Source organism: Enterobacter sp. R-25, assembly GCF_049913205.1.
Classification (GTDB): Bacteria; Pseudomonadota; Gammaproteobacteria; order Enterobacterales; family Enterobacteriaceae; genus Enterobacter; species Enterobacter ludwigii.
The window spans coordinates 1,455,249-1,479,180 of sequence record NZ_CP183982.1 but is presented as its reverse complement, the minus strand read 5'-3'; the positions used below and the strand labels follow the sequence as shown (position 1 = coordinate 1,479,180).

Genomic DNA, 23,932 nt, shown 5'->3' with positions numbered 1-23,932 from the left:
GTTGTTTGACTATTTCGGGAGTTTCTATGATTACGCTGTGGGGCAGGAACAATTCAACCAACGTTAAGAAAGTCCTCTGGACGCTGGAGGAGCTGGATTTACCGTTTAAGCAGGTGATGGCAGGGTTGCAGTTTGGGGTAAATAAAGATGCCGACTATCTGGCCATGAACCCAAACGGTCTGGTGCCCTTGCTGCGCGACGAAGAGACCGACGTGACGCTGTGGGAGTCCAACACCATCGTGCGTTACCTCGCGGCACAGTATGGTCAGAGCCGCCTGTGGGTGGACAGTCCGGCCCAACGCGCTCAGGGTGAAAAGTGGATGGACTGGGCAAACCAGACGCTCTCCCCCGCACACCGTGTGATCCTGATGGGGCTTGTCAGAACCCCCGAAGCTGACCGCGACTATCCTGCCATTCATGCAGCCCAGGACACCTGTGAAAACCTGTTTGCGATGATGGACGACGAACTGGCGAAGCATCCGTGGTTCTCAGGCGAACGCTTCGGCGTAGGCGATATTGCCGTTGCGCCCTTCATCTGGAACCTGACCAACATTGACGTTACCTGGACGCCGCGCCCGCACCTTGAGCGCTGGCTGAAGCAACTGAGCGAGCGCCCGGCATACCGTCACGTGGTGATGATCCCGGTGACCTGATTACGATCCGGACGGGCTGACTTTCAACAGTTGCCCGTCCGTCTCATCGGTCAGGACATACAGATACCCATCCGGCCCCACCCGCACATCGCGAATGCGCTGGTCTCTGTCACCTAAAATTCGCCCCTTCTCGGTAACCGTGTTGCCCTCCACGCTCAGCACGATAACGTCTTTCTCCTTAAGCGCCCCGACAAACAGCGTGTTTTTCCACTGCGGGAATACGTCACTGTTGTAAAACGCCATCCCGCTCACGGCGGGGGACACTTTCCAGACAAACAGCGGCTTTTCCGTTCCCTCGACGTGCTCGCCCTGGGCTTCCGGGATCTTCAGGCCGCTGTAGTTGATACCGTGCGTCGCCAGCGGCCAGCCGTAGTTTTTGCCTTTCTCCGGGATATTGATTTCATCCCCTCCGCGCGGACCGTGCTCGTTAAGCCATAGCGTGTCGCTCCAGGGGTTCATCGCCATCCCCTGCGGATTACGAATGCCGTAAGACCAGATTTCGGGCCGTGCGCCGGGAGTGTTCACAAACGGATTATCGGCAGGCACTTTGCCGTCCTCCGTCAGGCGCACAACTTTGCCCTGCAGTTTATCCAGATCCTGCGCCGTCGGACGCTGGTTGTTCTCACCCAGACCAATAAACAGATGGCCTTTACCATCGAAGACCAGTCGGCCACCGAAATGGTTACCGGTGGACAGTTTCGGCATCTGACGGAAGACCACCTGGAAACCTTCAATTCGGGAGAGATCATCGCTTAAGCGGCCATAGCCAACCGCCGTTCCCGCTTTGCCGTCATTCCCCGCCTCGGCATAGCTCAGCCAGACGCGGCGCGATTTTTCAAAATCCGGGGCGAGTGCCACGTCCAGCAACCCGCCCTGGCCGTTTGCCCAGACCTTGGGTACGCCGACGATCGGGTCGGAAAGCCCTTTTCCGGCCTGCCAGTGCTTTAACTGGCCTCCCTTAAGGGTCACCAGCAGCCCTTTATTGTCCGGCAGGAACGCCATCGACCAGGGATGATCGAGCCGGTTTTGCACAACGTCGACTTTTACCGCGTCGGGGGCGGCGAGGAGAGAAAACGGGAATAACAACGCAGGCAGGAAAATCAGCGAGGATCGATGCATAACGCGCTCCTTTATCGGTTTATGGCATAAAGGTTAGCCACTGGGTCCGGGCACGTTATCACTTTTACAAAAGCTTAATCAGAAGGGGGAGTTGCCTCCCCCGGTGTCAGTGTTGTTCAAGCGTCTCGTGCTTGTTCAGACACATGATGCATAGAGAGAGCGTGGTCAGGCAGTTTTCAAGCTTCTCCGCGTTAACAGCGATAAAATTCGGGCAGTCGTGGCGTCCGTTCATCAAACATACCCCTGCAATGGAGAGCACCTCGGCGGCGCGGCGCAGCGCAACGAGTTCGCTTTCGGCGTATTCCGCTTTCAGGACGGGTGCTTTTTCACGCATGAAGTTGCAAAGTTCAAAGAGATTATCACGCAGATGTTCGCTTTCGCTGACTGACATATACCCTTTTGCCTTCCTCAACTGCAGGTACGCGGCAAGGTCGATTCGGGCATTGATCAGCTTGTTAAGCAGATCGCGTTTCAGTCTGTCAACGGACATGCTCTTTCCTCCTCTGTCAGCCATTGTGCACATTCAGAATAAGGTTATTTTTTGTACAGTTTAATGCCTGAGATCAATAATTCTTAACTGATTAACATTATTTACAATGTTACAACCTTCTCGCCGGTCATCCGCCTCGCAAAGAGTGTATAAATCCCCCGCGGAACGCTGTAAAATCCCGCCCTGATAACTCCATAATTGATGAATTTTTAACCTATGAGCAATGTTACGCACCAGCCTAAAATCGGCTTCGTCTCCCTGGGCTGCCCAAAAAACCTGGTGGATTCTGAACGCATCCTGACCGAACTGCGCACCGAGGGCTATGACGTGGTGCCAAGCTACGACAACGCCGACATGGTGATCGTTAACACCTGCGGGTTTATCGACAGCGCGGTTCAGGAGTCACTGGAAGCCATCGGTGAAGCCCTGACGGAAAACGGCAAAGTGATTGTGACCGGCTGTCTGGGCGCGAAAGTGGACCAGATCCGCGAAGTGCACCCGAAAGTGCTGGAGATCACCGGTCCGCACAGCTACGAGCAGGTACTGGAGCATGTTCATCACTATGTCCCTAAACCTAAGCACAATCCGTTCCTGAGCCTGGTGCCAGAACAGGGCGTGAAGCTGACCCCGCGTCACTATGCGTACCTGAAAATTTCCGAAGGCTGCAACCATCGCTGCACCTTCTGCATTATCCCGTCCATGCGTGGCGATTTGGTCAGCCGTCCGATTGGTGAAGTGCTGGCAGAAGCCAAACGTCTGGCAGACGCAGGCGTTAAAGAGCTGCTGGTCATTTCTCAGGATACCTCGGCCTATGGCGTCGACGTGAAGCATCGCTCTGGTTTCCACAACGGCGAGCCGGTGAAAACCAGCATGGTCGGCCTGTGTGAACAGCTTGCCAAACTGGGTATCTGGACACGTCTGCATTACGTCTATCCGTATCCGCACGTTGACGATGTCATCCCGCTGATGGCAGAAGGGAAAATTCTTCCGTATCTGGATATCCCGCTGCAGCATGCCAGCCCGCGTATTCTGAAGCTGATGAAGCGTCCTGGCTCCGTCGATCGCCAGCTGGCACGCATCAAACAGTGGCGTGAAATCTGTCCGGACCTGACCCTGCGTTCCACCTTCATTGTGGGCTTCCCGGGCGAAACCGAAGAAGATTTCCAGATGCTGCTCGACTTCCTGAAAGAAGCACGTCTGGACCGCGTAGGCTGCTTCAAATACAGCCCGGTAGAAGGCGCGACCGCCAACGAACTGGCGGATCAGGTTCCGGAAGAGGTGAAAGAAGAGCGCTGGAACCGCTTCATGCAGCTGCAACAGCAGATCTCTGCTGAACGTCTGCAGGAAAAAGTGGGCCGCGAAATTCTGGTCATCATCGATGAAGTGGACGAAGAAGGCGCAATTGGCCGCAGCATGGCGGACGCCCCTGAAATCGACGGCGCGGTCTACCTGAACGGCGAAACCAGCGTCAAGCCGGGCGATATTGTCCGCGTGAAAGTTGAAAACGCCGACGAGTATGATTTGTGGGGAAGCCGGGTTTAACGGCGTTTTACCCTTCCCTTCACCCTCTCCCGCCGGGAGAGGGTTTCCATCCTACCCCTTAATCCTCGGATCCAGCGCGTCGCGTAACCCATCGCCCAACAGGTTAAACGCCAGCACGGTCAGGAAAATGGCCAGGCTCGGGAAGATGGCCACGTGCGGAGCAATGACCATGTCCGCTCTTGCTTCATTCAGCATCGCGCCCCACTCCGGTGTAGGCGGTTGCGCACCCAGCCCCAGAAACGACAGGCTGGCCGCCGAGATAATCGACACGCCGATACGCATGGTAAAATAGACCACGATAGACGATACCGTTCCCGGCAGAATATGGCTGAACAGGATAGTGGCATCGCTGGCCCCCATGCTGCGCGCAGACTCAATAAAGGTTTGCTGTTTGAGCACCAGCGTGTTGCCTCGTACCAGACGCGCAAACGCCGGTATTGAGAAGACCGCAACCGCAATAATGACGTTAGCCATACCGCTGCCCATTATCGCCACCACCGCAATCGCCAGCAGAATGCCCGGGAAGGCAAACAACACGTCGCAGATACGCATGATGATGCGGTCCCACCAGCCTTCGTAATATCCGGCGACCAGACCCAGCACGGTGCCGATTGCCGCGCCAATCAGTACCGCAAAAACCCCGGCGGCGAGAGAGATCTGCGCCCCCACCAGCACGCGGCTGAAGATGTCGCGCCCAAGCGAGTCCACGCCGAACCAGTGCAGCATCGACGGTCCATCATTGAGACGGTCGTAATCAAAATAGTTTTCCGCATCAAACGGTGCTACCCACGGCGCAATGACCGCCACCACAATCAGCAGCAGGACAAACAGCCCCGCCGTCATGGCGACCGGCTGACGGCGAAAACGCCGCCAGAATTCAGACCACGGCGTGCGGATATGGTCCGGCTTTAGCCCCGGCATAGCGTTTAACATGGCCTGACGACGCCAGTTCAACAATCGCATTTTACTTATACCTGATGGCCGGGTTAATGGCGGCGTAGAGCACATCCACCACTAAGTTGATAAGAATAAATTCCAGTGAGAAAAGCAGGACTTCGGCCTGAATAACCGGGTAATCACGCATTTCGACTGAATCCACCAAAAGACGTCCCAGCCCCGGCCAGTTAAAGACCTTCTCCACCACAATCGAGCCGCCCAGCAGGAAACCAAACTGGAGCCCCATCATCGTCACCACCGGGATCATCGCGTTACGAAAGCCGTGTTTGAGGATGACCCATTTCTCGCTGACCCCTTTCGCCCGGGCGGTGCGAATATAATCTTCGCTCAGCACGTCAACGAACGAGGCGCGGGTAAAGCGGGCCATCACGGCAGCAACAGCCGCGCCCAGCGTCATTGAGGGCAGAATGTAGTGTTTCCAGGTATCGGCCCCGACCGTCGGCAGCCAGCCCAGCTCCACGGAGAATATCTGCATCAGCAGCATCCCCAGTGCAAATGCCGGGAAGGAAATGCCCGTGACGGCCAGAGCCATACCCAGCTTATCCGGCCAGCGGTTGCGCCAGACGGCAGCGACAATTCCTGCGCCAAGACCAAACAGCACCGCCCAGCTCATGCTGGCAATGGTTAACCAGAACGTGGGCATAAAGCGGCTGGCAATCTCTTCCGACACCGGACGACGTGACACCATAGAAGTGCCAAAGTCACCCTGCAGAACGTTGCCAATATAATGGAGAAACTGCATATACAAAGGCTGGTCGAGGCCCAGTTGTTTTCGCACCAGCGCGATAACCGTTGCATCCGCATCTGACCCTGCAACCAGACGTGCCGGATCGCCCGGCAGCATATGAACAAACAAAAACACCAGCACCGCCACAATCAGCAGCGTCGGGATAAGCCCCAACAGGCGTTTACAAACATAATTCAGCATGCCTTTCCCTCTCATCCCACAGGCGGTGGCCTGCGGGCATGAGTATTATTTTAAATCTGCTTCATCAAAGCTAAAGCCCGTATCCGGCATGATGTAGAACCCGGTCAGCGCTTTGTTATGCGCGGAAACCAGTTTTTCCACCACCAGCGGTACCCACGGTGACTCTTTCCAGATGATATCCTGCGCCTCTTTATACAGGCGCGCTTTCTCTTCCGGTTTGGTCGTTTTCAGGGCATCCGCCAGGTCTTTATCCACCTTCGGGTTGCTGTAGAAGGCCGTATTGAACAGGGTCGGCGGCCAGTTCTGTGAGGCGAACAGCGGCGACAGCGCCCAGTCCGCTTCACCGGTAGAGGCCGACCAGCCGGTGTAGAACATCCGTACGCCGCTCTCTTTCTGCCCTTTCCCTTCCACTTCAGCCGCACGCTGACCGGCATCCATCGCGGTGACCTGCGCCTTGATACCTACCTGCGCCAGCTGCTGCTGGGTAAATTGCAGCACCTTCTGAGCGGTACTGTGATTATGCGACGACCAGAGCGTGGTGCTAAAGCCGTTCGGGAAGCCCGCCTCTTTTAACAGCTCACGCGCTTTGGCCGGATCGTAAGGCCACGGTTGATAGTTTTGCGAATAGGCGATCGCCGGAGGCAGCACGCCGGTAGCCGGCGTGGCATAGCCAGCAAAGGCGACTTTTACCAGCGCCTGGCGGTTAATGGCGTAGTTGATGGCCTCTCGCACCTTTGGATTATCAAACGGCTTTTGCGTCACGTTCATGCTGATATAGCGCTGCATAATGGACGGGCTGGCGACCAGCTCCAGCTTGCTGTTTTTCTGCAGAATGGCGGCTTGCTCATAGGGGATCGGGAACGCGAACTGCGCCTCGCCGGTCTGCAGCATCGCCGCGCGGGTGTTGTTGTCCACCACCGGACGCCAGGTAATGGTGTCCAGCTTCGGCAGACCCGGCTGCCAGTAACCCGCAAACTTCTTAACCTTCACAAAGTCGGTCTGGTTCCAGGTGAGCAGCTCGTAGGGGCCGGTCCCCACCGGATGGAACCCGATCTCTTTGCCGTATTTTTTCAGCGCGGCAGGCGAAATCATCGCCGTGGCAGGGTGCGCCAGAATATTGATAAACGCCGAGAACGGCTCTTTCAGGGTGATCTTCACCGTCGTCGGGTCGACCACCTCGGTGCTGGCGATGTTTTTATACAGGTTGTAGCGCTTGAGGCTATTTTCCGGGTTGCTGGCGCGATCGAGGTTTATCTTCACCGCCTCCGCGTTGAAATCTGTACCGTCCTGGAACTTCACGCCGGTTCTGAGCTTAAGGGTATACACCAGCCCGTCGCTGGAGACGGTATACCCTTCCGCCAGCACATTTTTAAGTTTCATCTCGCTATCCAGGCCAAACAGCCCCTGATAGAACGATTTCGCCACCGCCTGGGAGAGCGTGTCGTTGGCATCATACGGATCCAGCGTGGTGAAATTGGAACCGACGGCGACCACCACATCTTTGGCAGCGAACGCCGGCGCGGCGGCCAGGGCTGCCGTCACGCTCGCGGCGAGTAACCATCTGCGCGCTACAAATTTAACCATTGTGTTCTCCTGCCTGTTTTAAGTTATAACCGCGAGAATGCATTGTCCTGACGCGGGGGGGCCACAAAATGCCCCGGGCCAACCTCGCGCAGCGCCACGCGCTCCACCGCCTCGCCCCGTTTACGAATATTGCTCGGCATTTCGTCCTGCAGCAGCACACGCTGGCCGTGGCGATGCTCAGGGTCGGCAACCGGCACTGCGGCGATAAGCTTGCGTGTGTAAGGGTGCTGTGGATTTTCAAATACCGCCCTGCGCGGTCCTATCTCCACAATTTGTCCCATAAACATCACCGCGACACGGTGGCTGATACGCTCAACCACCGCCATGTCGTGTGAGATAAAGAGGAAGGCAATCCCCATATCCCGCTGCAGGTCGAGCAGTAAATTAATGATTTGCGCCCGGATAGAGACATCCAGCGCCGAGACGGATTCATCTGCAATCACCACTTTCGGGTTAAGCGCCAGCGCGCGGGCAATGCAAATACGCTGCCGCTGACCGCCCGAAAACTCGTGCGGATAACGCCAGGCATGTTCCGGCTTCAGCCCCACGCGCTCGAGCAGCCAGGCCACCCGACGCTGCGCGGCTTCACCGTCGAGCAGGTTATGCACCCGCAGCGGCTCCATAAGTGAATACCCCACCGTGTGGCGCGGGTCGAGGGAGGCATACGGATCCTGGAAAATAAACTGGATATCTCGTCTCACCGCCTGCAGTTTGGTGTCCGGAAGGGTATCAATGCGTTCCCCGTTAAAGGTTATGCTGCCCTCCTGGGACTCCACCAGCCTGAGCAGCGCCCGCCCGGTGGTGGATTTCCCGCAGCCCGACTCTCCCACCAGCGCCAGCGTTTCGCCTGGCCATAAATCAAAACTGACGTTTTCAACCGCATGCACCTCGCGCTTCACGCGGTTAAACATTCCGCTGCGCAGGGGAAAACGGGTCACCAGATCGCGCACTTCCAGAATCGGCTTTCCGGGTACCACGGTATCCTGCTCGATTTCATCTTCCTGCTGGCCTGCCGCTTCGAGAGAAATCAACGGGAACCGGCGCGGTAAATCGCTGCCGTTCATCGCCCCCAACCGCGGAACCGCCGCCAGCAGCGCTTTGGTGTAAGGATGAACCGGCGCATGGAAAATTTGCTCAACCGTGCCGGTTTCCACGGCGTTGCCCTTATGCATGACCAGCACGCGATCGGCAATATCGGCGACCACGCCCATATCGTGGGTGATGAAAATCACCCCCATCTCCATCTCCTGCTGCAGCACTTTGATAAGCTGCAGAATTTGCGCCTGAATAGTCACATCCAGTGCCGTCGTGGGTTCGTCGGCAATCAGCACCGCGGGACGGCAGGAGAGCGCCATCGCAATCATGACGCGCTGACGCATACCGCCGGAAAGCTGATGCGGGTAGCGTCCCAGAATGGCCTGCGCTTCCGGTATGCGTACCAGGTCGAGCATGCGTTTCGCTTCACGAAGCGCCTCATCACCGCTCAACCCCTGATGCAGGCGGATGGACTCGGCAATCTGTTCCCCGACCGGAAAGACCGGGTTCAGCGAGGTCATCGGCTCCTGGAAGATCATCGCAATATCGGCCCCGCGCACGCTCTGCATCTGCGAGGCGCTCAGCTCATTTAAATCAATGACCTGGTGGTTACGCCGGCGCAGCAGCATTTTTTCGCAGCTGACCTGTCCGCCGGTCTGTTCCAGCAGACGCATCAGCGCCAGTGCGGTGACCGATTTCCCTGAACCGGACTCGCCCACAATCGCCAGCGTTTCGCCGCGGTTGAGCGAGAACGATAAATTCTGTACTGCGGGGATGAACTGCCGCTCTTCCTGAAACGCAATATTCAGTTGATGGACAGCCAGCACTTCACGGTTGTCCAGCTCTTCACTGTGCGGCACGCTTTGCCCCCTTATTCACGATAGATCCCCGTACTGGGTTCATCACCGGCATAACCCCACGCGCGGTACATACCTTCGCTGTTAAACGGCAATGCCACGTTGCCCTCACGATCCACCGCAATTAACCCACCGATACCCCCCAGCGCGGGCAGTTTCTCCATCACCACGCGTTCACAGGCTTCGGCCAGGCTTAACCCGCCGTAATCCATCAGCGCGGTGATGTCGTACGCCGCGAGGGCGCGAATAAACACTTCACCGGTTCCGGTGCACGACACTGCCGCCGTGGCGTTATTGGCATAGCACCCTGCCCCCGGTAATGGACTGTCACCTACCCGGCCCGGCAGTTTGTTGGTCATACCGCCGGTCGACGTGGCCGCAGCCAGATTCCCGTCTTTATCAAGAGCCACCGCCCCTACCGTGCCCATTTTGCTGCGCTCATCGAGCGGCGCGGTATGGTCAAGCTGCGTCACGTTTGCCGAGCGCGCCTCAAGCAGCTGTTGATAACGCTCCGGCGTTGAAAACAGATCGGGAGAAACTGGCGTCATGCCATGTTCCGCGGCAAACGTCTCCGCCCCGGCCCCGGTCAGAAGAACATGCGGGCTCGCCTCCATCACCAGACGCGCGGCCAGCACCGGATTACGCAGATGACTCACCCCCGCGACGGCGCCCGCTTTAAGGGTGACACCGTCCATGACGCAGGCATCCAGCTCGTGCGTTTCATCGCGGGTAAAGACCGAACCAATGCCCGCGTTAAACAACGGGCACTCTTCCAGCAGACGTACCGCCTCGGTAACCACATCCAGCGCGCTCTCGCCCGCCTCCAGCATCCGCTGGCCCGTTTCCACAATGGCATACAGCGCATCAATATAACGTTTTTCCTGCTCGGGACTGAGCAGGGCACGGGTGATTGCCCCGGCGCCACCATGAATTGCGATTACCGCATTAACCATTCCCATCACCCGTTAGCCTGATTTGCGGCTTTTTCTATAAATATCATTATCGTCGCTGAAACTTCAGATGATTTTTGAATATAGAAAGACGCAACTGTGATGTAAAGCGTACACCCATCGGGTCATACAGTTAGTGGCACTTTTCTGCCATAATGGACGCTTTCGTCGTTACTCCGCAGGAGCCCACCATGGATTTTACCGCCGGACTGATGCCGCTTGAGGCGGCACTCACGCAGATGCTTGACCGAATTTCCCCCCTGCACGACCACGAGACGCTGCCATTAGTGCGCTGTTTTGGTCGTATTGCCGCGCGCGATATCGTCTCTCCGCTTAACGTGCCTGGGTTCGATAACTCCGCAATGGACGGCTACGCGGTGCGCCTGGCGGATATCCGGACGGATACGGCGCTGCCCGTGGCGGGTAAAGCATTTGCCGGTCAGCCGTTTAACGGTGAGTGGCCTGCGGGTAGCTGCATACGCATCATGACCGGTGCCCCCGTACCGCCAGGCTGCGAAGCGGTGGTGATGCAGGAAGAGACCGAACAAACGGAAGCGGGCGTCCGCTTCACCGCGAGTGTTAAAGCGGGACAGAATATCCGTCGTACCGGTGAAGACATCACGCGTGGCGCAACGGTATTTGCCGCCGGGCAGAAACTGACGGTGGGCGAACTGCCGGTGCTGGCCTCGCTCGGCATCGCAGAAATTGACGTTATCCGTAAGGTACGCGTGGCGGTCTTTTCCACCGGCGATGAACTCCAGCTTCCGGGCCAGCCACTGCAGGACGGCCAGATTTACGACACTAACCGCCTCGCGGTACACCTGATGCTTGAACAGCTGGGGTGTGAGGTCATTAACCTTGGCATCATTGCGGATGATCCGGAGAAACTGCGCGCCGCGTTTATTGAAGCGGACCAGTCTGCGGACGTGGTAATTAGCTCCGGCGGCGTTTCCGTAGGTGAAGCGGATTACACCAAAACCATTCTTGAAGAGCTGGGGGAGATCGGCTTCTGGAAACTGGCCATCAAGCCGGGCAAACCGTTCGCGTTTGGTCAGCTGAAACACAGCTGGTTCTGCGGCCTGCCGGGTAACCCGGTTTCCGCCGCCCTGACCTTCTACCAGCTGGTCATTCCGCTGCTGGCAAAACTGTCTGGTAACCAGGCCCACCCGCTGCCGGTTCGCCAGCGCGTACGTGCGGCGACGCGCCTGAAGAAATCACCGGGCCGTCTTGATTTCCAGCGCGGTATTCTGACGCGCAACGCTGAAGGCGAGCTGGAAGTGAGCACCACCGGACACCAGGGCTCGCACATCTTCAGCTCGTTCAGCCAGGGCAACTGTTTTATCGTTCTCGAGCGTGAACGCGGCAGCGTGGAGCCGGGTGAATGGGTTGAGGTGGAAAGCTTTAACCACCTCTTCGGAGGCTAACATGACGGCTGAACTCAGCGACCAGGAGATGATGCGCTATAACCGCCAGATTGTTCTGCGCGGTTTTGATTTCGACGGCCAGGAAGCGCTTAAGGCAGCACGGGTGCTGGTCGTGGGGCTGGGGGGGCTGGGCTGCGCTGCGGCCCAGTATCTGGCCGCGGCGGGGGTGGGCAATATGACGCTGCTGGATTTTGATACCGTGTCGGTGTCGAACCTTCAGCGCCAGACGCTGCACAGCGACGCGACCCTCGGCCAGCCCAAAGTGGAATCGGCCCGCGCGGCGCTGGCGCGCATCAATCCTCACGTGAAGTTCACCCTGATTGACGCCCTGCTGGATGATGAGGCGCTGTCGGCACAGATAGCACGACACGATCTGGTGCTGGACTGCACCGATAACGTCACCATTCGCAATCAGCTGAATGCAGGATGTTTTGCCCACAAAACGCCGCTGGTCTCCGGTGCCGCCATTCGCATGGAAGGCCAAATCAGCGTCTTTACCTACGCCGGAGGCGAACCCTGCTATCGCTGCCTGAGCCGTCTGTTTGGCGAGAACGCCCTCACCTGCGTGGAGGCGGGCGTCATGGCTCCGTTAGTCGGCGTTATAGGTTCGTTGCAGGCCATGGAAGCGATCAAAGTGCTGGCGCATTACGGGACGCCTGCCGCGGGGAAAATCGTGATGTATGACGCGATGACCTGCCAGTTCCGCGAGATGAAACTGATGCGCAACCCCGGCTGTGAGGTCTGCGGACGCTAAACGGTTGCCGGGCAAGCGTTAGCATAACCCGGCAACCGTATCAGAGCGTCGTTCTGCCAAACGCCCCTTGCCAGTCCTGCTCAAACTTCACTATTGCCGCATCCACCGCAGGCGAAGTAATAAACTGCTGAGCAACATCCAGCGGCAGGGTGATGGATTCACAACCTGCCAGCAGGCAGTCCAGTGCCTGACGCGGCGTTTTGAAGCTCGCGGCCAGCACTTTTGACTGCGGGGCATGCAGCGTCAGAAGCTGCTGCAGTTCAACCACCGTCTGGATCCCGTCCCCGCCCTGCGCGTCCACGCGGTTAACGTAAGGGGCAACATACTCAGCGCCCGCCAGCGCGGACAGCATCCCTTGTGCTGCACCGTACACCGCCGTACCCAGCGTCGGGATCTCTTCCGCTTTCAGCATTTTGATCGCCGCCAGACCTTCCGCCGTTACCGGCACTTTAACCACCAGGTCGTTGATAATGGTGCGCAGTTTACGCGCCTCTTCCACCATCCCTTCAGCGGTGGTCGCCATGACCTGCGCGAACAGGCGACCTTTCCCACCGAGCGCATCCTGCAGCGCCGGTAGCAGCGCCTCGAGCGGCGTTTTCCCTGCCGCCACGATACTGGGGTTCGTGGTCACGCCCGCCAGCGGGAAGATACGCGCCAGCCGTTTCACTGCCGCGACGTCGGAAGTATCGAGATAAAGTTCCATGATGTAACCCTCAAATTTAGCCTGCACTTACCCTATCACGACAAAACCTGCTCAGGAGTTGACCTGTATCAAGATAACTTTCATTCGAAAGTAATTTAATCTTCATATGCAATATGAGAGGCGAAAACATGATCTTCAATATTCAGCGTTACTCTACCCACGATGGCCCCGGTATTCGTACCGTGGTGTTCCTGAAAGGCTGCTCGCTGGGCTGTCGCTGGTGCCAGAATCCGGAAAGCCGCTCCCGCCACCGGGATGTGCTCTTTGACGCGCGGCTGTGCCTGGAAGGCTGCGACCTGTGCCAGAAAGCGGCGCCGGGCATTATCGATCGTGCGCTGAATGGGCTGGTTATCCACCGTGAAAAGCTTAACGAAAAGACTCTCGACGCCCTCACCGACTGCTGTCCGACGCAGGCGCTCACCGTCTGTGGTGAAGAAAAGCAGGTTGAAGAGATTATGTCCACCGTACTGCGCGACAAGCCCTTCTATGACCGCAGCGGCGGCGGGATAACCCTGTCCGGCGGTGAACCGTTTATGAATCCCGATCTGGCTCATGCCCTGTTTAAAGCCAGCCATGAGCAAGGCATACATACCGCCGTGGAAACCTGTCTCCACGTGCCATGGCATTATATTGCACCGTCATTACCGTATGTCGATCTGTTCCTGGCGGACCTGAAACACGTTGATGGCAGGACGTTCAAACAGTGGACCGACGGTTCCGCCAAACGGATCCTTGATAACCTGAAACGCCTGGCCGCCGCCGGTAAACAGGTCACCATCCGCGTACCGCTGATTCAGGGCTTCAACGCCGATGAAGCGTCGATTACCGCCATCACTAACTTTGCCGCAGACGAACTCAACGTCCGCGAGATCCATTTTCTGCCGTACCACACGCTGGGCATGAACAAATATACCCTGCTCGGCCAACCCTACTCTGCCCCTGATAAACCGCTGGATGATCCTGCGCTTCTGGACTTCGCACAGCAGTACGCCTGCCAGAAAGGGTTAACCGCGACCTTACGAGGATAAACTTATGACGACCCTGAATCTCAGCACCCTTAGCGAGCGCATAAAAGCACACAAAACGGCCCTCGTGCATATCGTGAAGCCGCCGGTCTGTACCGAGCGCGCCCTGCATTACACCGAGATGTACCAGCAGCATATGGACAAGCCGATCCCGGTGCGTCGCGCGCTGGCGCTGGCGCATCACCTCGCGCAGCGCACCATCTGGATAAAACACGATGAGCTCATCATCGGTAACCAGGCCAGTGAAGTCCGCGCCGCGCCAATTTTCCCGGAATACACCGTCTCGTGGATTGAAAAAGAGATTGACGATCTGGCGGACCGTCCGGGCGCAGGCTTTGCGGTGAGCGAAGAAAACAAGCGCGTATTGCATGAGATCTGCCCATGGTGGCGCGGCCAGACGGTGCAGGATCGCTGCTACGGCATGTTCACCGACGAGCAAAAAGGGTTGCTGGAAACCGGCATTATCAAAGCGGAAGGCAACATGACCTCCGGCGACGCACACCTGGCGGTTAACTTCCCGCTGCTGCTGGAGAAAGGCCTCGATGGTCTGCGCGACAAAGTGGCCGAGCGTCGTTCGCGTATCAACCTGACGGTGCTCGACGACCTTCACGGGGAACAGTTCCTGAAAGCGATCGATATTGTGCTGGAAGCGGTCAGCCTGCACATCGAACGTTTCGCCGCGCTGGCGCGTGAAATGGCGGCAACCGAATCCCGTGAAAGCCGTCGCGACGAGCTGCTGGCGATGGCAGAAAACTGTGATGTAATCGCCCATCAGCCGCCAACAACCTTCTGGCAGGCGCTGCAGCTGTGCTACTTCATCCAGCTTATTCTGCAGATTGAGTCCAATGGCCACTCCGTCTCGTTTGCCCGCATGGACCAGTACCTCTATCCGTACTACCGCCGCGACGTGGAGCTGAACCAGAGCCTCGACCGCGAACATGCCATCGAGCTGCTGCACAGCTGCTGGCTGAAGCTGCTGGAAGTGAACAAAATCCGCTCCGGTTCGCACTCCAAAGCTTCAGCGGGTAGCCCGCTGTATCAGAACGTCACCATCGGTGGACAGACGCTGATCAACGGTGAGCCTATGGACGCAGTCAATCCGCTCAGCTACGCGATTCTGGAATCCTGCGGTCGCCTGCGCTCCACGCAGCCAAACCTGAGCGTGCGTTATCATGCGGGCATGAGCAATGACTTCCTCGACGCCTGCGTGCAGGTGATCCGCTGCGGCTTTGGTATGCCCGCGTTCAACAACGATGAGATTGTTATTCCGGAATTCATCAAGCTCGGCGTCGAAAAAGAGGATGCCTATGACTATGCCGCGATTGGCTGCATCGAAACCGCAGTGGGTGGCAAATGGGGTTATCGCTGCACCGGCATGAGCTTTATCAACTTCGCCCGCGTGATGCTGGCAGCGCTGGAAGGCGGCCGCGATGCCACCAGCGGTAAGGTATTCCTGCCACAGGAGAAAGCACTCTCTGCCGGTAACTTCGATAACTTCGAAGAGGTGATGGCGGCGTGGGATACCCAGATCCGCTACTACACCCGCAAATCTATCGAGATTGAGTATGTGGTAGACACGATGCTGGAAGAGAACGTCCCCGATATTCTCTGCTCAGCGCTGGTGGATGACTGTATAGAACGCGCGAAAAGCATCAAACAAGGCGGCGCGAAGTATGACTGGGTGTCAGGCCTGCAGGTGGGTATTGCTAACCTGGGCAACAGCCTGGCCGCAGTGAAAAAACTGGTCTTCGAACAGGGTACGATAGGTCAGCAACAGCTGGCCGCCGCTCTGGCCGATGATTTCGACGGGCTGACCCACGAGCAGCTGCGTCAGCGGCTGATCAACGGCGCGCCAAAATACGGTAACGATGACGACAGCGTGGATATGCTGCTGACCCGTGCCTACGAAACCTATATCGCCGAGCTGAAGCAGTACCATAACCCGCGCTATGGCCGTGGTCCGATTGGCGGTAACTACTATGCCGGCACGTCATCTATCTCCGCGAACGTGCCGTTTGGCGCGGCAACGATGGCAACCCCGGATGGACGTAAGGCGCATACTCCGCTGGCAGAAGGAGCCAGCCCGGCCTCCGGTACTGACCACCTCGGCCCTACGGCGGTGATTGGCTCTGTCGGCAAACTGCCAACCGAAGCGATCCTCGGCGGGGTACTGTTAAACCAGAAGCTCAATCCGTCGACGCTGGAAAATGACAGTGACCGTCAGAAACTGATGGTGCTTCTGCGTACCTTCTTTGAAGTGCACAAGGGCTGGCATATTCAGTACAACATCGTTTCGCGTGAAACGCTGCTGGAAGCGAAGAAACACCCGGACCAGTATCGTGACCTGGTGGTGCGCGTCGCAGGGTACTCCGCGTTCTTTACCGCCCTGTCGCCGGATGCGCAGGACGATATTATTGCGCGTACCGAGCACACGCTTTAACTCTCTTCAGACTTATGCCCTCTCCCATCAAGGAGAGGGAACCTGTCTTTAAGCGGCAATTTCGGTTGCCGCTTTGCTTTGACTTTCGAATGAAATTAAATTTGTGCTCTCCGTCACCTTGTTATTAGAATGTTTCAAACGCAGTGACTCAGGAGCACAGTATGACCGTAAAAGTTATCGTCACCGATATGGACGGAACTTTCCTTGATGATGCCAAGCAGTACGACCGCGACCGCTTTCAGGCACAGTTTGAGCAGCTTAAAGCCCGTGATATTGAATTTGTTGTCGCCAGCGGCAACCAGTATTACCAGCTCATCTCCTTCTTCCCGGAACTGAAAGATCAGATCTCCTTCGTGGCGGAAAATGGCGCGCTGGTGTTCGATCACGGTGAGCAGATTTTTCACGGTGAACTGACCCGCCATGAGTCGCAAATTGTCATTGGCGAGTTGCTGAAAGACAACGCGCTCAACTTTGTGGCCTGTGGGCTGGAGAGCGCCTACGTCAGCGATCGGGCGCCGGACGCGTTTGTGGCGCTCATGTCAAAGCACTACCACCGCTTAAAACGCATCCGTGATTACCGCGAAATTGACGACGTGCTGTTCAAATTCTCCCTGAATTTGCCGGACAGCGATATCCCGAATCTTGTCGACAAACTGCACGTCTCCCTCGACGGGATTATGAAACCCGTCACCAGCGGTTTTGGGTTTGTCGATTTGATTATCCCGGGCCTGCACAAAGCCAACGGCATTAGCCGTCTGCTGAAGCGCTGGAAAATCTCGCCGCAGGCGTGCATGGCAATCGGGGATAGCGGCAACGATGCGGAAATGCTGAAGCTGGTGAAATACAATTTTGCCATGGGCAACGCGGCGCAGAGCATCAAAACGATCTGCCGCTACAGCACGGATGACAACAACCACCAGGGCGCACTGAATGTGATTCAGGCCGTGCTTGACGACCACTCCCCGTTCGACGCGTAATCTCTCTCTTGCCGGAGCACTGCTCCGGCACCTCACTCTTTTTCCATCCTGTGGCACACGTCAAATATTTAAACTTGCATTAACTAATTTTTAACTTAAAGTATCACTTGTAGATATTTTTACTTTCGAATGAAAGATGCGAGGCAGTTATGACGTTTACCAGTGAAAGTTTGCCTGCGGACCATAAAGCAGCGATTCGTCAGTTGAAGCGTGAATTACGTGCGCAGATCGGAGACGTTCAGGCAGTATTCGACACGCTCAGCGATAAAATCGCGACCCGCGTGGCGGAAATTAATGCCCTGAAGAACAAAGGTGAAACCGTCTGGCCGGTTATCCCGTTTGCGGATGTGAAAAACGGGACGATCACCCAGGCACAGCGTGACGCGGTCAAACGCCGTGGCTGCGCGGTGATTAAAGGTCACTTCCCCCGCGAGCAGGCGCTGGCGTGGGATCAATCGATGCTCGACTACCTCGATCTCAACCGGTTTGATGAGGTCTATAAAGGTCCGGGCGATAACTTCTTTGGTACCTTAACCGCCTCACGTCCGGAAATTTACCCTATCTACTGGTCGCAGGCGCAAATGCAGGCCCGCCAGAGTGAAGAGATGGCGCAGGTACAGTCGTTCCTGAACCGTTTATGGACATTCGAGAGTAATGGCAAACAGTGGTTCGATCCGGACGTCAGCGTCATTTATCCGGACCGTATTCGTCGTCGCCCACCGGGTACCACCTCTAAAGGGCTGGGCGCGCATACCGATTCCGGCGCGCTGGAGCGCTGGCTGCTGCCGGCCTATCAGCAGGTCTTTGCCCGCGTTTTTGACGGCAACGTGGATAAATACGATCCGTGGAACGCCGCACACCGTACCGAAGTGGAAGAGTACACCGTGGATAACACCACAAAATGTTCTGTATTCCGCACCTTCCAGGGCTGGACGGCGCTGTCAGATATGATCCCGGGTCAGGGGTTGCTGCATGTGGTGCCTATTCCGGAAGCGATGGCCTACATTCTGCTGCGTCCGCTGCTGGATGATGTCCCGGAAGATGAACTCTGCGGCGTCGCGCCGGGACGTGTCCTGCCGGTCTCCGAGAAATGGCATCCGCTGTTAATCGAGGCGCTAAGCAGCATTCCTGCACTGGAAGCAGGCGATTCCGTGTGGTGGCACTGTGACGTCATCCACTCCGTTGCACCGGTGGAAAATCAGCAAGGCTGGGGCAACGTGATGTATATCCCTGCCGCCCCGATGTGCGAGAAAAATCTCGCCTATGCGAAAAAAGTGAAAACAGCGCTGGAAACCGGTGCATCGCCGGGCGATTTCCCGCGCGAAGATTATGAAAAAAACTGGCAGGACCGCTTTACCGTGAACGATCTGAATATTCACGGCAAGCGTGCACTGGGCATGGCTTAACTGTCGTATAACCCTTCCCGCTCCACGGCGGTGCGTCGTTTCCCCTGACGTATCCGCCGGACAGATCCCCGCACGGCCAGCGTACCGTTAAGCAATAATGTTCCCACCGGCGCATCCGGGCGCATCAGCCGTTGCTGAAGCATATGCACCGCTTCGGTTCCCAGTTCATCGCGCGGTACGTGCACCGCCGTGAGCGGAACATCCTGAATGGCCGCCAGATTAAACCCGTCAATGCTCATCACCGAGATATCCTGCGGCACGCGCAAGCCCTGTTTTTGCAGCGCACTGATGGTGCCCGCCGCCATAAAATCGCCGCCGACCAAAAATGCGGTGGGCAGATCCTTACCCTGCATTTGACGGAGCCAGGAGGTGACCAGCTCTTCCGTTTCACGCGCGCTGAAGCTCGGAGCCACCAGCAGATCGCGTTTATCGTTGAATTTCAGGTTGTGAGATTGCCACGCATCGCGGATCCCGGCCAGACGCAGTTCCATGGTGTAACGCCGCAGGCAGAGGACATTCATCACCTCACGGTGTCCCATTTCAAACAGATAGTCCGCGGCCCGCTCACCTATCGAGCGGTGGTCCGGTGCCACTGCAGGCAGGCGCATATGCCGGTCACGGCAGTTAATCAGCATGCAGGGTTTACCCACATCCACCGCCAGATCGTGGATATGCGGATCGTCAATACCGAGAAGAATAGCGGCCTGTGTCTCCGGCTCGTTCATCCGTGCCAGAAAAAGCTGTGCGTCGCTGTCATTCTCTTCCAGCGCGCAATAACGCAGACGGACATCGTGGGAAGCAAGGCCTTTACTCACGCTCTGGATCACCCGGTAGTAAAAGATGTCGGACCGCTCGTCAAAGGCGCGCTGTGGCGCAAAAACCACCAGGCTGTTGAGCAGCAGACGCCCCGCCGCCAGACCGTCCATCACCCCCAGCTCCCGCGCGCAGGCCAGCACCCTGGCGCGCGCTTTTTCACTGGTGTTCGCTTTTCCTGCCAGCACCCGCGACACGGTGCTGATGGAGAGCTGCGTGCGGGCGGCAATTTCGGTGATTTTTAGCCTTTTGTCCATTTTGTGATCTGGCTCCATTTGCGAAATGAAAAAATTTTCATAGCGTACTCATCAGGCAGTAACGGGTATAAAAAGCATCATGCCAGATGATTTATGTCATTGATGAGAAATTTTGCACAAAATCCACTATTGCCCGCTCATTTTCTCCCTTAAGGTGAATTTGTCACACCACTTCCATACTAGTTGTATAGCAACTTCTAAATTAAAACGTATATAAATCAAAGCCATAAAAATCTGTGTGACACCTGAACCTCCGTCCCCTTACCGTCCGTCTTGTGGAGAGTAAAATGAGTCAGGACATCAATAACACCGTTGCGACAAGCAAAACCCGTCGCGTCATTAAGAACCTGCGCTGGTATGTGCTGGTGCTGTTCTTACTGGGCGTCACCGTTAACTACATCACCCGAAACTCGCTGGGTATTCTCGCCCCTGAGTTGAAAGAGAGCCTTGGGATCACCACCGAGCAATACTCCTGGATCGTCGGGGCATTTCAGATTGCCTACACCATTTTCCAGCCTCTGTGCGGCTGGTTGATCGACGTGATTGGTCTGAAGATTGGCTTTATGGTTTGCGCCGGGATCTGGGCGCTGATGTGTATTTTCCACGCCGGGGCGGGCAGCTGGCTGCACCTGGCTATCTTGCGCTTCTTTATGGGTGCTTCTGAAGCGGCCGCCACGCCGGCGAATGCGAAAACCATTGGCGAATGGTTTCCGAAATCGGAACGTCCTGTCGCGGCCGGTTGGGCGGGCGTAGGGTTCTCCATTGGCGCGATGCTGGCACCGCCCATCATCTATTTCGCGCACGCCTCGTTTGGCTGGCAGGGCGCGTTTATGTTTACCGGCGTGCTGGCGCTGCTGTGGGTGATCCTCTGGTGGGCTTTTTACCACAACCCGGAACAGCATCCGAACCTGAGCAAGGACGAACTGGCATTTATCAAGCAGGATAACGAACCGCCTGCGGTAAAACTGCCCTTCCTCACCGCGCTGAAAAATGTCTCCAAAAATAAGCGCTTCTACGGTATCGCCCTTCCGGCGTTTATGGCCGAACCGGCCTGGGCCGTGCTGAGCTTCTGGGTTCCGCTGTATCTCGCCAAAGAGCACGGCATGGATTTGAAGCAGATTGCGATGTTTGCCTGGCTGCCGTTCCTTGCCGCGGACCTCGGCAGCGTGGCAAGCGGCTACCTCACCCGTCTGTATGCCCGACTGTTCGGCTGCAGCCGTGTGAACTCGGTGGTGGCCAGCTCCGTCACCGGCGCATTCCTGATGATCTCCCTGGCCGTCGTGGCCATTACCCGCGACCCGTATATCACCATCGTGCTGATTTCCATCGGCGGTTTCGGGCATCAGATCATCTCCTGCATGCTCAGCGCCCTGGTCGTGGAGTCATTTGATAAAGGTCAGATGGCGACCGTTAACGGCATGCGCGGCTCGGCGGCCTGGATCGCCAGCTTCCTGTTCTCCCTGTTAATTGGGGTGACCGCCGACAAAATCGGCTTTAACCCGCTCTTTATTGCCATGGGGTTCTTTGACCTGATTGGCGCTGTTTTCCTGGTGGCATTTATTGCTGAACGTCGCGCCAAGCGCGCCTGATAGTGGATGTATTGCGTATGAAAACCCTGAAAAACTGGACCGTTGATAAGCAGTCGGCAAATCATCTGGAACTGCTGGTCGATAACCAGCATCGTCTGTGCCTGTATGTGCTGGAAGAAAATCTGTTCCGCGTGCTGATTAAACGCAAAGGTGAGCTGACGCTGGATCGCACCTGGAGCATCGCCCCGCAGCAAGATGTGCCGTGGGAAGGTCGCCGCCGCGACGACCTGAGTGGTTTCACCTGCCCCGCCTGGACGCTGACGCAGCAGGACAACGTGCTGACGGTTGCCACCGAACAGCTGCGTGTGACCGTGCATCAGCCGCTGTGGCTGGAGTGGCACTACCGCAATGAGGCGGGTGAGTGGCAGCCGCTGGTCAACGACCGTCCAACCAGTGCCTATCTGCTGAATGCCCATGGCGACGGTGCGGCGCACTACCTGAGCCGCCGCAAGGATGAACGCTTCTACGGTCTGGGTGAGAAAGCCGGCGATCTGCAGCGTAACGGTAAACGCTACGAGATGCGCAACCTTGATGCAATGGGCTACAACGCGGCCAGCACCGATCCTCTGTACAAACATATTCCGTTCACCCTCACCCGTCGCGATGACGTGAGTTACGGTCTCTTCTACGACAACCTGAGCAGCTGCTGGCTGGATCTGGGCAACGAGATTGACAACTATCACACCGCCTATCGTCGCTGGCAGGCGGAAGCGGGCGACATCGATTACTACCTGTTCACGGGCAAACGGGCGCTGGACGTGACCAAAGCTTTCGTGCGTCTGACCGGGAAAACGCTCTTCGGGCCGAAATGGAGCCTGGGTTACAGCGGTTCGACCATGCATTACACCGACGCGCCGGATGCGCAGAACCAGCTGATGAACTTTATTCGTCTGTGCGAAGAACATGCTATTCCCTGCGACTCGTTCCAGCTCTCTTCGGGCTATACCTCGATCAACGGCAAGCGCTACGTCTTTAACTGGAACCACGACAAGGTGCCGCAACCGAAGGTGATGACCCAGGCTTTCCACGACGCGGGGTTAAAGCTGGCGGCCAACATCAAGCCATGCCTGCTGCAGGATCACCCGCGCTATAACGAAGTTGCGGAAAACGGGTTGTTCATCCGCGATTCGGAAACCGACGCGCCAGAACGCTCCAGCTTCTGGGATGACGAAGGTTCTCACCTCGATTTTACCAACCCACAGACGGTGAAATGGTGGCAGGAAGGGGTAACCACGCAGCTGCTTGAGATGGGGATTGACTCCACCTGGAACGACAACAACGAATATGAAGTGTGGGATGGCGAAGCCCGCTGCCACGGCTTTGGCAAGGAAATCGCGATCAAGCACATTCGCCCGGTGATGCCGCTGCTGATGATGCGTGCCTCGCTGGAAGCGCAGCAGCGTTTTGCCCCGGAAAAACGTCCGTATCTCATTTCCCGCTCCGGCTGCGCGGGCATGCAACGTTACGTCCAGACCTGGAGCGGCGATAACCGTACCAGCTGGGACACCCTGCGCTATAACACCCGCATGGGTCTGGGAATGAGCCTGTCCGGGCTGTTTAATGTGGGGCATGATGTCGGTGGTTTTTCCGGCGACAAACCCGACGCTGAACTGTTCGTACGCTGGGTGCAAAACGGCGTGATGCATCCGCGCTTTACTATTCACTCATGGAATGATGACCACACCGTTAACGAGCCGTGGATGTATCCGGGCGTGACGCCGGCTATTCGTGGTGCCATTGAATTACGCTATCGTCTGCTGCCGTACCTTTATACCCTGCTCTGGCAGGCGCATGCCGACGACGAACCGATGCTACGCCCGACCTTCCTCGACCACGAACACGATGCGCAGACGTTTGAGGAGAACGATGATTTCCTGCTGGGTCGCGACCTGCTGGTGGCCAGCGTGGTGGAGGCCGGGCAGCGCGAGCGACGCGTCTGGCTGCCGGATAACGAAACGGGCTGGTACGATTTTTACACCCACGAGTGGTTCGCTGGCGGGCAGTGGATCGTACGTGATGCGCCGCTGGAGAAATTGCCGCTGCTGGTACGTGCCGGTGCGGGTCTGCCGCTCAGCGAACGCATAACGCATGTCAGCGCGGAAAAAGACACTACCCGTGAGCTGAAACTGTTCCCGGTGAAAGGCGTCGGTTCAACCGCGGGCCTGCTGTTTGAAGACGATGGTGAAAGCTGGGGCTATCAGAACGGCAATGCGCTGTGGGTGGAATGGGACATGGCATGCGACGGTGCCACCATCAACCTGAAGGTCAGTGCGCGGGGAGATTATCGTCCGGCGTGGAAAGCGCTGAAGATATCGTTACCGGCCGGGGAAAAACGCACGCTGCTGGTGAATGGTATTGAAGGGAGTGAATGGGTGGTCTAGTACGGCCTGATGCCCGCTCCCACAGGGAGAGGGCATCAAACACAGGCC

19 protein-coding genes are annotated in these 23,932 nt (G+C 57.1%); 10 read left to right on the top strand and 9 right to left on the bottom strand.

Annotated features, from left to right (window positions below):
* Positions 1 to 26 precede the first annotated feature (26 nt).
* Positions 27 to 653, top strand: coding sequence for a glutathione S-transferase family protein (locus ACN9MQ_RS06995; protein ID WP_032681369.1), 627 nt, complete (start codon positions 27 to 29; stop codon positions 651 to 653).
* Here the strand turns inward: ACN9MQ_RS06995 and ACN9MQ_RS06990 are convergent, their stop codons facing one another.
* Together ACN9MQ_RS06990 and bssR are read right to left on the bottom strand one after the other, a co-directional pair.
* A complete protein-coding gene (locus ACN9MQ_RS06990) occupies positions 654 to 1,772 on the bottom strand; it encodes a PQQ-dependent sugar dehydrogenase (protein ID WP_025204606.1) in 1,119 nt (372 codons plus the stop codon).
* 106 nt (positions 1,773 to 1,878) lie between these two features.
* Complete coding sequence (gene bssR, locus ACN9MQ_RS06985) at positions 1,879 to 2,262, bottom strand: biofilm formation regulator BssR (RefSeq protein ID WP_020884887.1); 384 nt, start codon at positions 2,260 to 2,262, stop codon at positions 1,879 to 1,881.
* A 216-nt stretch (positions 2,263 to 2,478) separates the two neighbouring features.
* Between bssR and rimO the strand changes: the two genes are divergently transcribed.
* Positions 2,479 to 3,804, top strand: coding sequence for a 30S ribosomal protein S12 methylthiotransferase RimO (rimO, locus tag ACN9MQ_RS06980; RefSeq protein ID WP_014169287.1), 1,326 nt, complete (start codon positions 2,479 to 2,481; stop codon positions 3,802 to 3,804).
* Between the two features lie 51 nt (positions 3,805 to 3,855).
* On the opposite strand, the gene gsiD is transcribed toward rimO, so the two are convergent.
* The 5 genes from gsiD to iaaA are packed head-to-tail and all read right to left on the bottom strand — an operon-like array spanning position 3,856 to position 10,118.
* On the bottom strand, positions 3,856 to 4,767 hold the full coding sequence (gene gsiD / locus ACN9MQ_RS06975) for a glutathione ABC transporter permease GsiD (protein WP_020884888.1): 912 nt from the start codon (positions 4,765 to 4,767) through the stop codon (positions 3,856 to 3,858).
* A gap of 1 nt (position 4,768) precedes the next feature.
* Complete coding sequence (gene gsiC, locus ACN9MQ_RS06970) at positions 4,769 to 5,689, bottom strand: glutathione ABC transporter permease GsiC (protein ID WP_020884889.1); 921 nt, start codon at positions 5,687 to 5,689, stop codon at positions 4,769 to 4,771.
* A gap of 45 nt (positions 5,690 to 5,734) precedes the next feature.
* Positions 5,735 to 7,273, bottom strand: a complete 1,539-nt coding sequence (gsiB, locus tag ACN9MQ_RS06965; RefSeq protein ID WP_014169284.1) for a glutathione ABC transporter substrate-binding protein GsiB — start codon at positions 7,271 to 7,273, stop codon at positions 5,735 to 5,737.
* A gap of 23 nt (positions 7,274 to 7,296) precedes the next feature.
* Entirely contained in the window at positions 7,297 to 9,168 is a 1,872-nt protein-coding gene (gene gsiA, locus ACN9MQ_RS06960; protein ID WP_050736552.1) for a glutathione ABC transporter ATP-binding protein GsiA, read from the bottom strand.
* An 11-nt stretch (positions 9,169 to 9,179) separates the two neighbouring features.
* Positions 9,180 to 10,118: a beta-aspartyl-peptidase gene (gene iaaA / locus ACN9MQ_RS06955; RefSeq protein WP_279259059.1), complete on the bottom strand. Its 939-nt coding sequence runs from the start codon at positions 10,116 to 10,118 to the stop codon at positions 9,180 to 9,182.
* Between the two features lie 188 nt (positions 10,119 to 10,306).
* On the opposite strand from iaaA, the gene moeA reads away from it, so the two are divergent.
* Together moeA and moeB are read left to right on the top strand one after the other, a co-directional pair.
* Positions 10,307 to 11,539 (top strand): molybdopterin molybdotransferase MoeA, encoded by a 1,233-nt coding sequence (moeA, locus tag ACN9MQ_RS06950; protein WP_219372829.1) that lies wholly within the window; start codon positions 10,307 to 10,309, stop codon positions 11,537 to 11,539.
* A 1-nt stretch (position 11,540) separates the two neighbouring features.
* Positions 11,541 to 12,293, top strand: coding sequence for a molybdopterin-synthase adenylyltransferase MoeB (gene moeB, locus ACN9MQ_RS06945; protein WP_040017000.1), 753 nt, complete (start codon positions 11,541 to 11,543; stop codon positions 12,291 to 12,293).
* A 40-nt stretch (positions 12,294 to 12,333) separates the two neighbouring features.
* Here moeB and fsa read toward each other — a convergent pair whose 3' ends face one another.
* Positions 12,334 to 12,996 carry a fructose-6-phosphate aldolase gene (gene fsa, locus ACN9MQ_RS06940; protein WP_068795183.1) on the bottom strand — a complete coding sequence of 221 codons (663 nt, stop codon included), beginning with the start codon at positions 12,994 to 12,996 and terminating at the stop codon, positions 12,334 to 12,336.
* A gap of 128 nt (positions 12,997 to 13,124) precedes the next feature.
* Between fsa and ACN9MQ_RS06935 the strand changes: the two genes are divergently transcribed.
* The 4 genes from ACN9MQ_RS06935 to ACN9MQ_RS06920 all read left to right on the top strand — a co-directional run bounded on the left by ACN9MQ_RS06935 (position 13,125) and on the right by ACN9MQ_RS06920 (position 18,844).
* Complete coding sequence (locus ACN9MQ_RS06935) at positions 13,125 to 14,024, top strand: glycyl-radical enzyme activating protein (RefSeq protein WP_044867952.1); 900 nt, start codon at positions 13,125 to 13,127, stop codon at positions 14,022 to 14,024.
* A 4-nt stretch (positions 14,025 to 14,028) separates the two neighbouring features.
* On the top strand, positions 14,029 to 16,461 hold the full coding sequence (locus ACN9MQ_RS06930; protein ID WP_025204613.1) for a formate C-acetyltransferase/glycerol dehydratase family glycyl radical enzyme: 2,433 nt from the start codon (positions 14,029 to 14,031) through the stop codon (positions 16,459 to 16,461).
* A 161-nt stretch (positions 16,462 to 16,622) separates the two neighbouring features.
* Positions 16,623 to 17,438 (top strand): Cof-type HAD-IIB family hydrolase, encoded by an 816-nt coding sequence (locus ACN9MQ_RS06925; RefSeq protein WP_426021298.1) that lies wholly within the window; start codon positions 16,623 to 16,625, stop codon positions 17,436 to 17,438.
* A 149-nt stretch (positions 17,439 to 17,587) separates the two neighbouring features.
* On the top strand, positions 17,588 to 18,844 hold the full coding sequence (locus tag ACN9MQ_RS06920) for a DUF1479 domain-containing protein (RefSeq protein ID WP_134178961.1): 1,257 nt from the start codon (positions 17,588 to 17,590) through the stop codon (positions 18,842 to 18,844).
* Here ACN9MQ_RS06920 and ACN9MQ_RS06915 read toward each other — a convergent pair.
* Positions 18,841 to 19,914 carry a LacI family DNA-binding transcriptional regulator gene (locus ACN9MQ_RS06915; RefSeq protein WP_025204616.1) on the bottom strand — a complete coding sequence of 358 codons (1,074 nt, stop codon included), beginning with the start codon at positions 19,912 to 19,914 and terminating at the stop codon, positions 18,841 to 18,843. The two genes, ACN9MQ_RS06920 and ACN9MQ_RS06915, sit on opposite strands and share 4 nt — an antisense overlap.
* 287 nt (positions 19,915 to 20,201) lie before the next feature.
* Here ACN9MQ_RS06915 and ACN9MQ_RS06910 point away from each other — a divergent pair, with 287 nt between their 5' ends.
* Together ACN9MQ_RS06910 and ACN9MQ_RS06905 are read left to right on the top strand one after the other, a co-directional pair.
* A complete protein-coding gene (locus ACN9MQ_RS06910; RefSeq protein WP_020884899.1) occupies positions 20,202 to 21,503 on the top strand; it encodes an MFS transporter in 1,302 nt (433 codons plus the stop codon).
* Positions 21,504 to 21,520: 17 nt separating this feature from the next.
* Positions 21,521 to 23,884, top strand: coding sequence for a TIM-barrel domain-containing protein (locus ACN9MQ_RS06905; RefSeq protein WP_426021299.1), 2,364 nt, complete (start codon positions 21,521 to 21,523; stop codon positions 23,882 to 23,884).
* The last annotated feature ends 48 nt before the right edge of the window (positions 23,885 to 23,932 follow it).

Bases quoted from the DNA above. Each gene is read 5' to 3' on its own strand.
- ACN9MQ_RS06995 (WP_032681369.1), top strand. From the start codon at position 27: ATGATTACGCTGTGGGGCAGGAACAATTCAACCAACGTTAAGAAAGTC.
- ACN9MQ_RS06990 (WP_025204606.1), bottom strand. From the start codon at position 1,772: ATGCATCGATCCTCGCTGATTTTCCTGCCTGCGTTGTTATTCCCGTTT.
- bssR (WP_020884887.1), bottom strand. From the start codon at position 2,262: ATGTCCGTTGACAGACTGAAACGCGATCTGCTTAACAAGCTGATCAAT.
- rimO (WP_014169287.1), top strand. From the start codon at position 2,479: ATGAGCAATGTTACGCACCAGCCTAAAATCGGCTTCGTCTCCCTGGGC.
- gsiD (WP_020884888.1), bottom strand. From the start codon at position 4,767: ATGCGATTGTTGAACTGGCGTCGTCAGGCCATGTTAAACGCTATGCCG.
- gsiC (WP_020884889.1), bottom strand. From the start codon at position 5,689: ATGCTGAATTATGTTTGTAAACGCCTGTTGGGGCTTATCCCGACGCTG.
- gsiB (WP_014169284.1), bottom strand. From the start codon at position 7,273: ATGGTTAAATTTGTAGCGCGCAGATGGTTACTCGCCGCGAGCGTGACG.
- iaaA (WP_279259059.1), bottom strand. From the start codon at position 10,118: ATGGTTAATGCGGTAATCGCAATTCATGGTGGCGCCGGGGCAATCACC.
- moeA (WP_219372829.1), top strand. From the start codon at position 10,307: ATGGATTTTACCGCCGGACTGATGCCGCTTGAGGCGGCACTCACGCAG.
- moeB (WP_040017000.1), top strand. From the start codon at position 11,541: ATGACGGCTGAACTCAGCGACCAGGAGATGATGCGCTATAACCGCCAG.
- fsa (WP_068795183.1), bottom strand. From the start codon at position 12,996: ATGGAACTTTATCTCGATACTTCCGACGTCGCGGCAGTGAAACGGCTG.
- ACN9MQ_RS06935 (WP_044867952.1), top strand. From the start codon at position 13,125: ATGATCTTCAATATTCAGCGTTACTCTACCCACGATGGCCCCGGTATT.
- ACN9MQ_RS06930 (WP_025204613.1), top strand. From the start codon at position 14,029: ATGACGACCCTGAATCTCAGCACCCTTAGCGAGCGCATAAAAGCACAC.
- ACN9MQ_RS06925 (WP_426021298.1), top strand. From the start codon at position 16,623: ATGACCGTAAAAGTTATCGTCACCGATATGGACGGAACTTTCCTTGAT.
- ACN9MQ_RS06920 (WP_134178961.1), top strand. From the start codon at position 17,588: ATGACGTTTACCAGTGAAAGTTTGCCTGCGGACCATAAAGCAGCGATT.
- ACN9MQ_RS06915 (WP_025204616.1), bottom strand. From the start codon at position 19,914: ATGGACAAAAGGCTAAAAATCACCGAAATTGCCGCCCGCACGCAGCTC.
- ACN9MQ_RS06910 (WP_020884899.1), top strand. From the start codon at position 20,202: ATGAGTCAGGACATCAATAACACCGTTGCGACAAGCAAAACCCGTCGC.
- ACN9MQ_RS06905 (WP_426021299.1), top strand. From the start codon at position 21,521: ATGAAAACCCTGAAAAACTGGACCGTTGATAAGCAGTCGGCAAATCAT.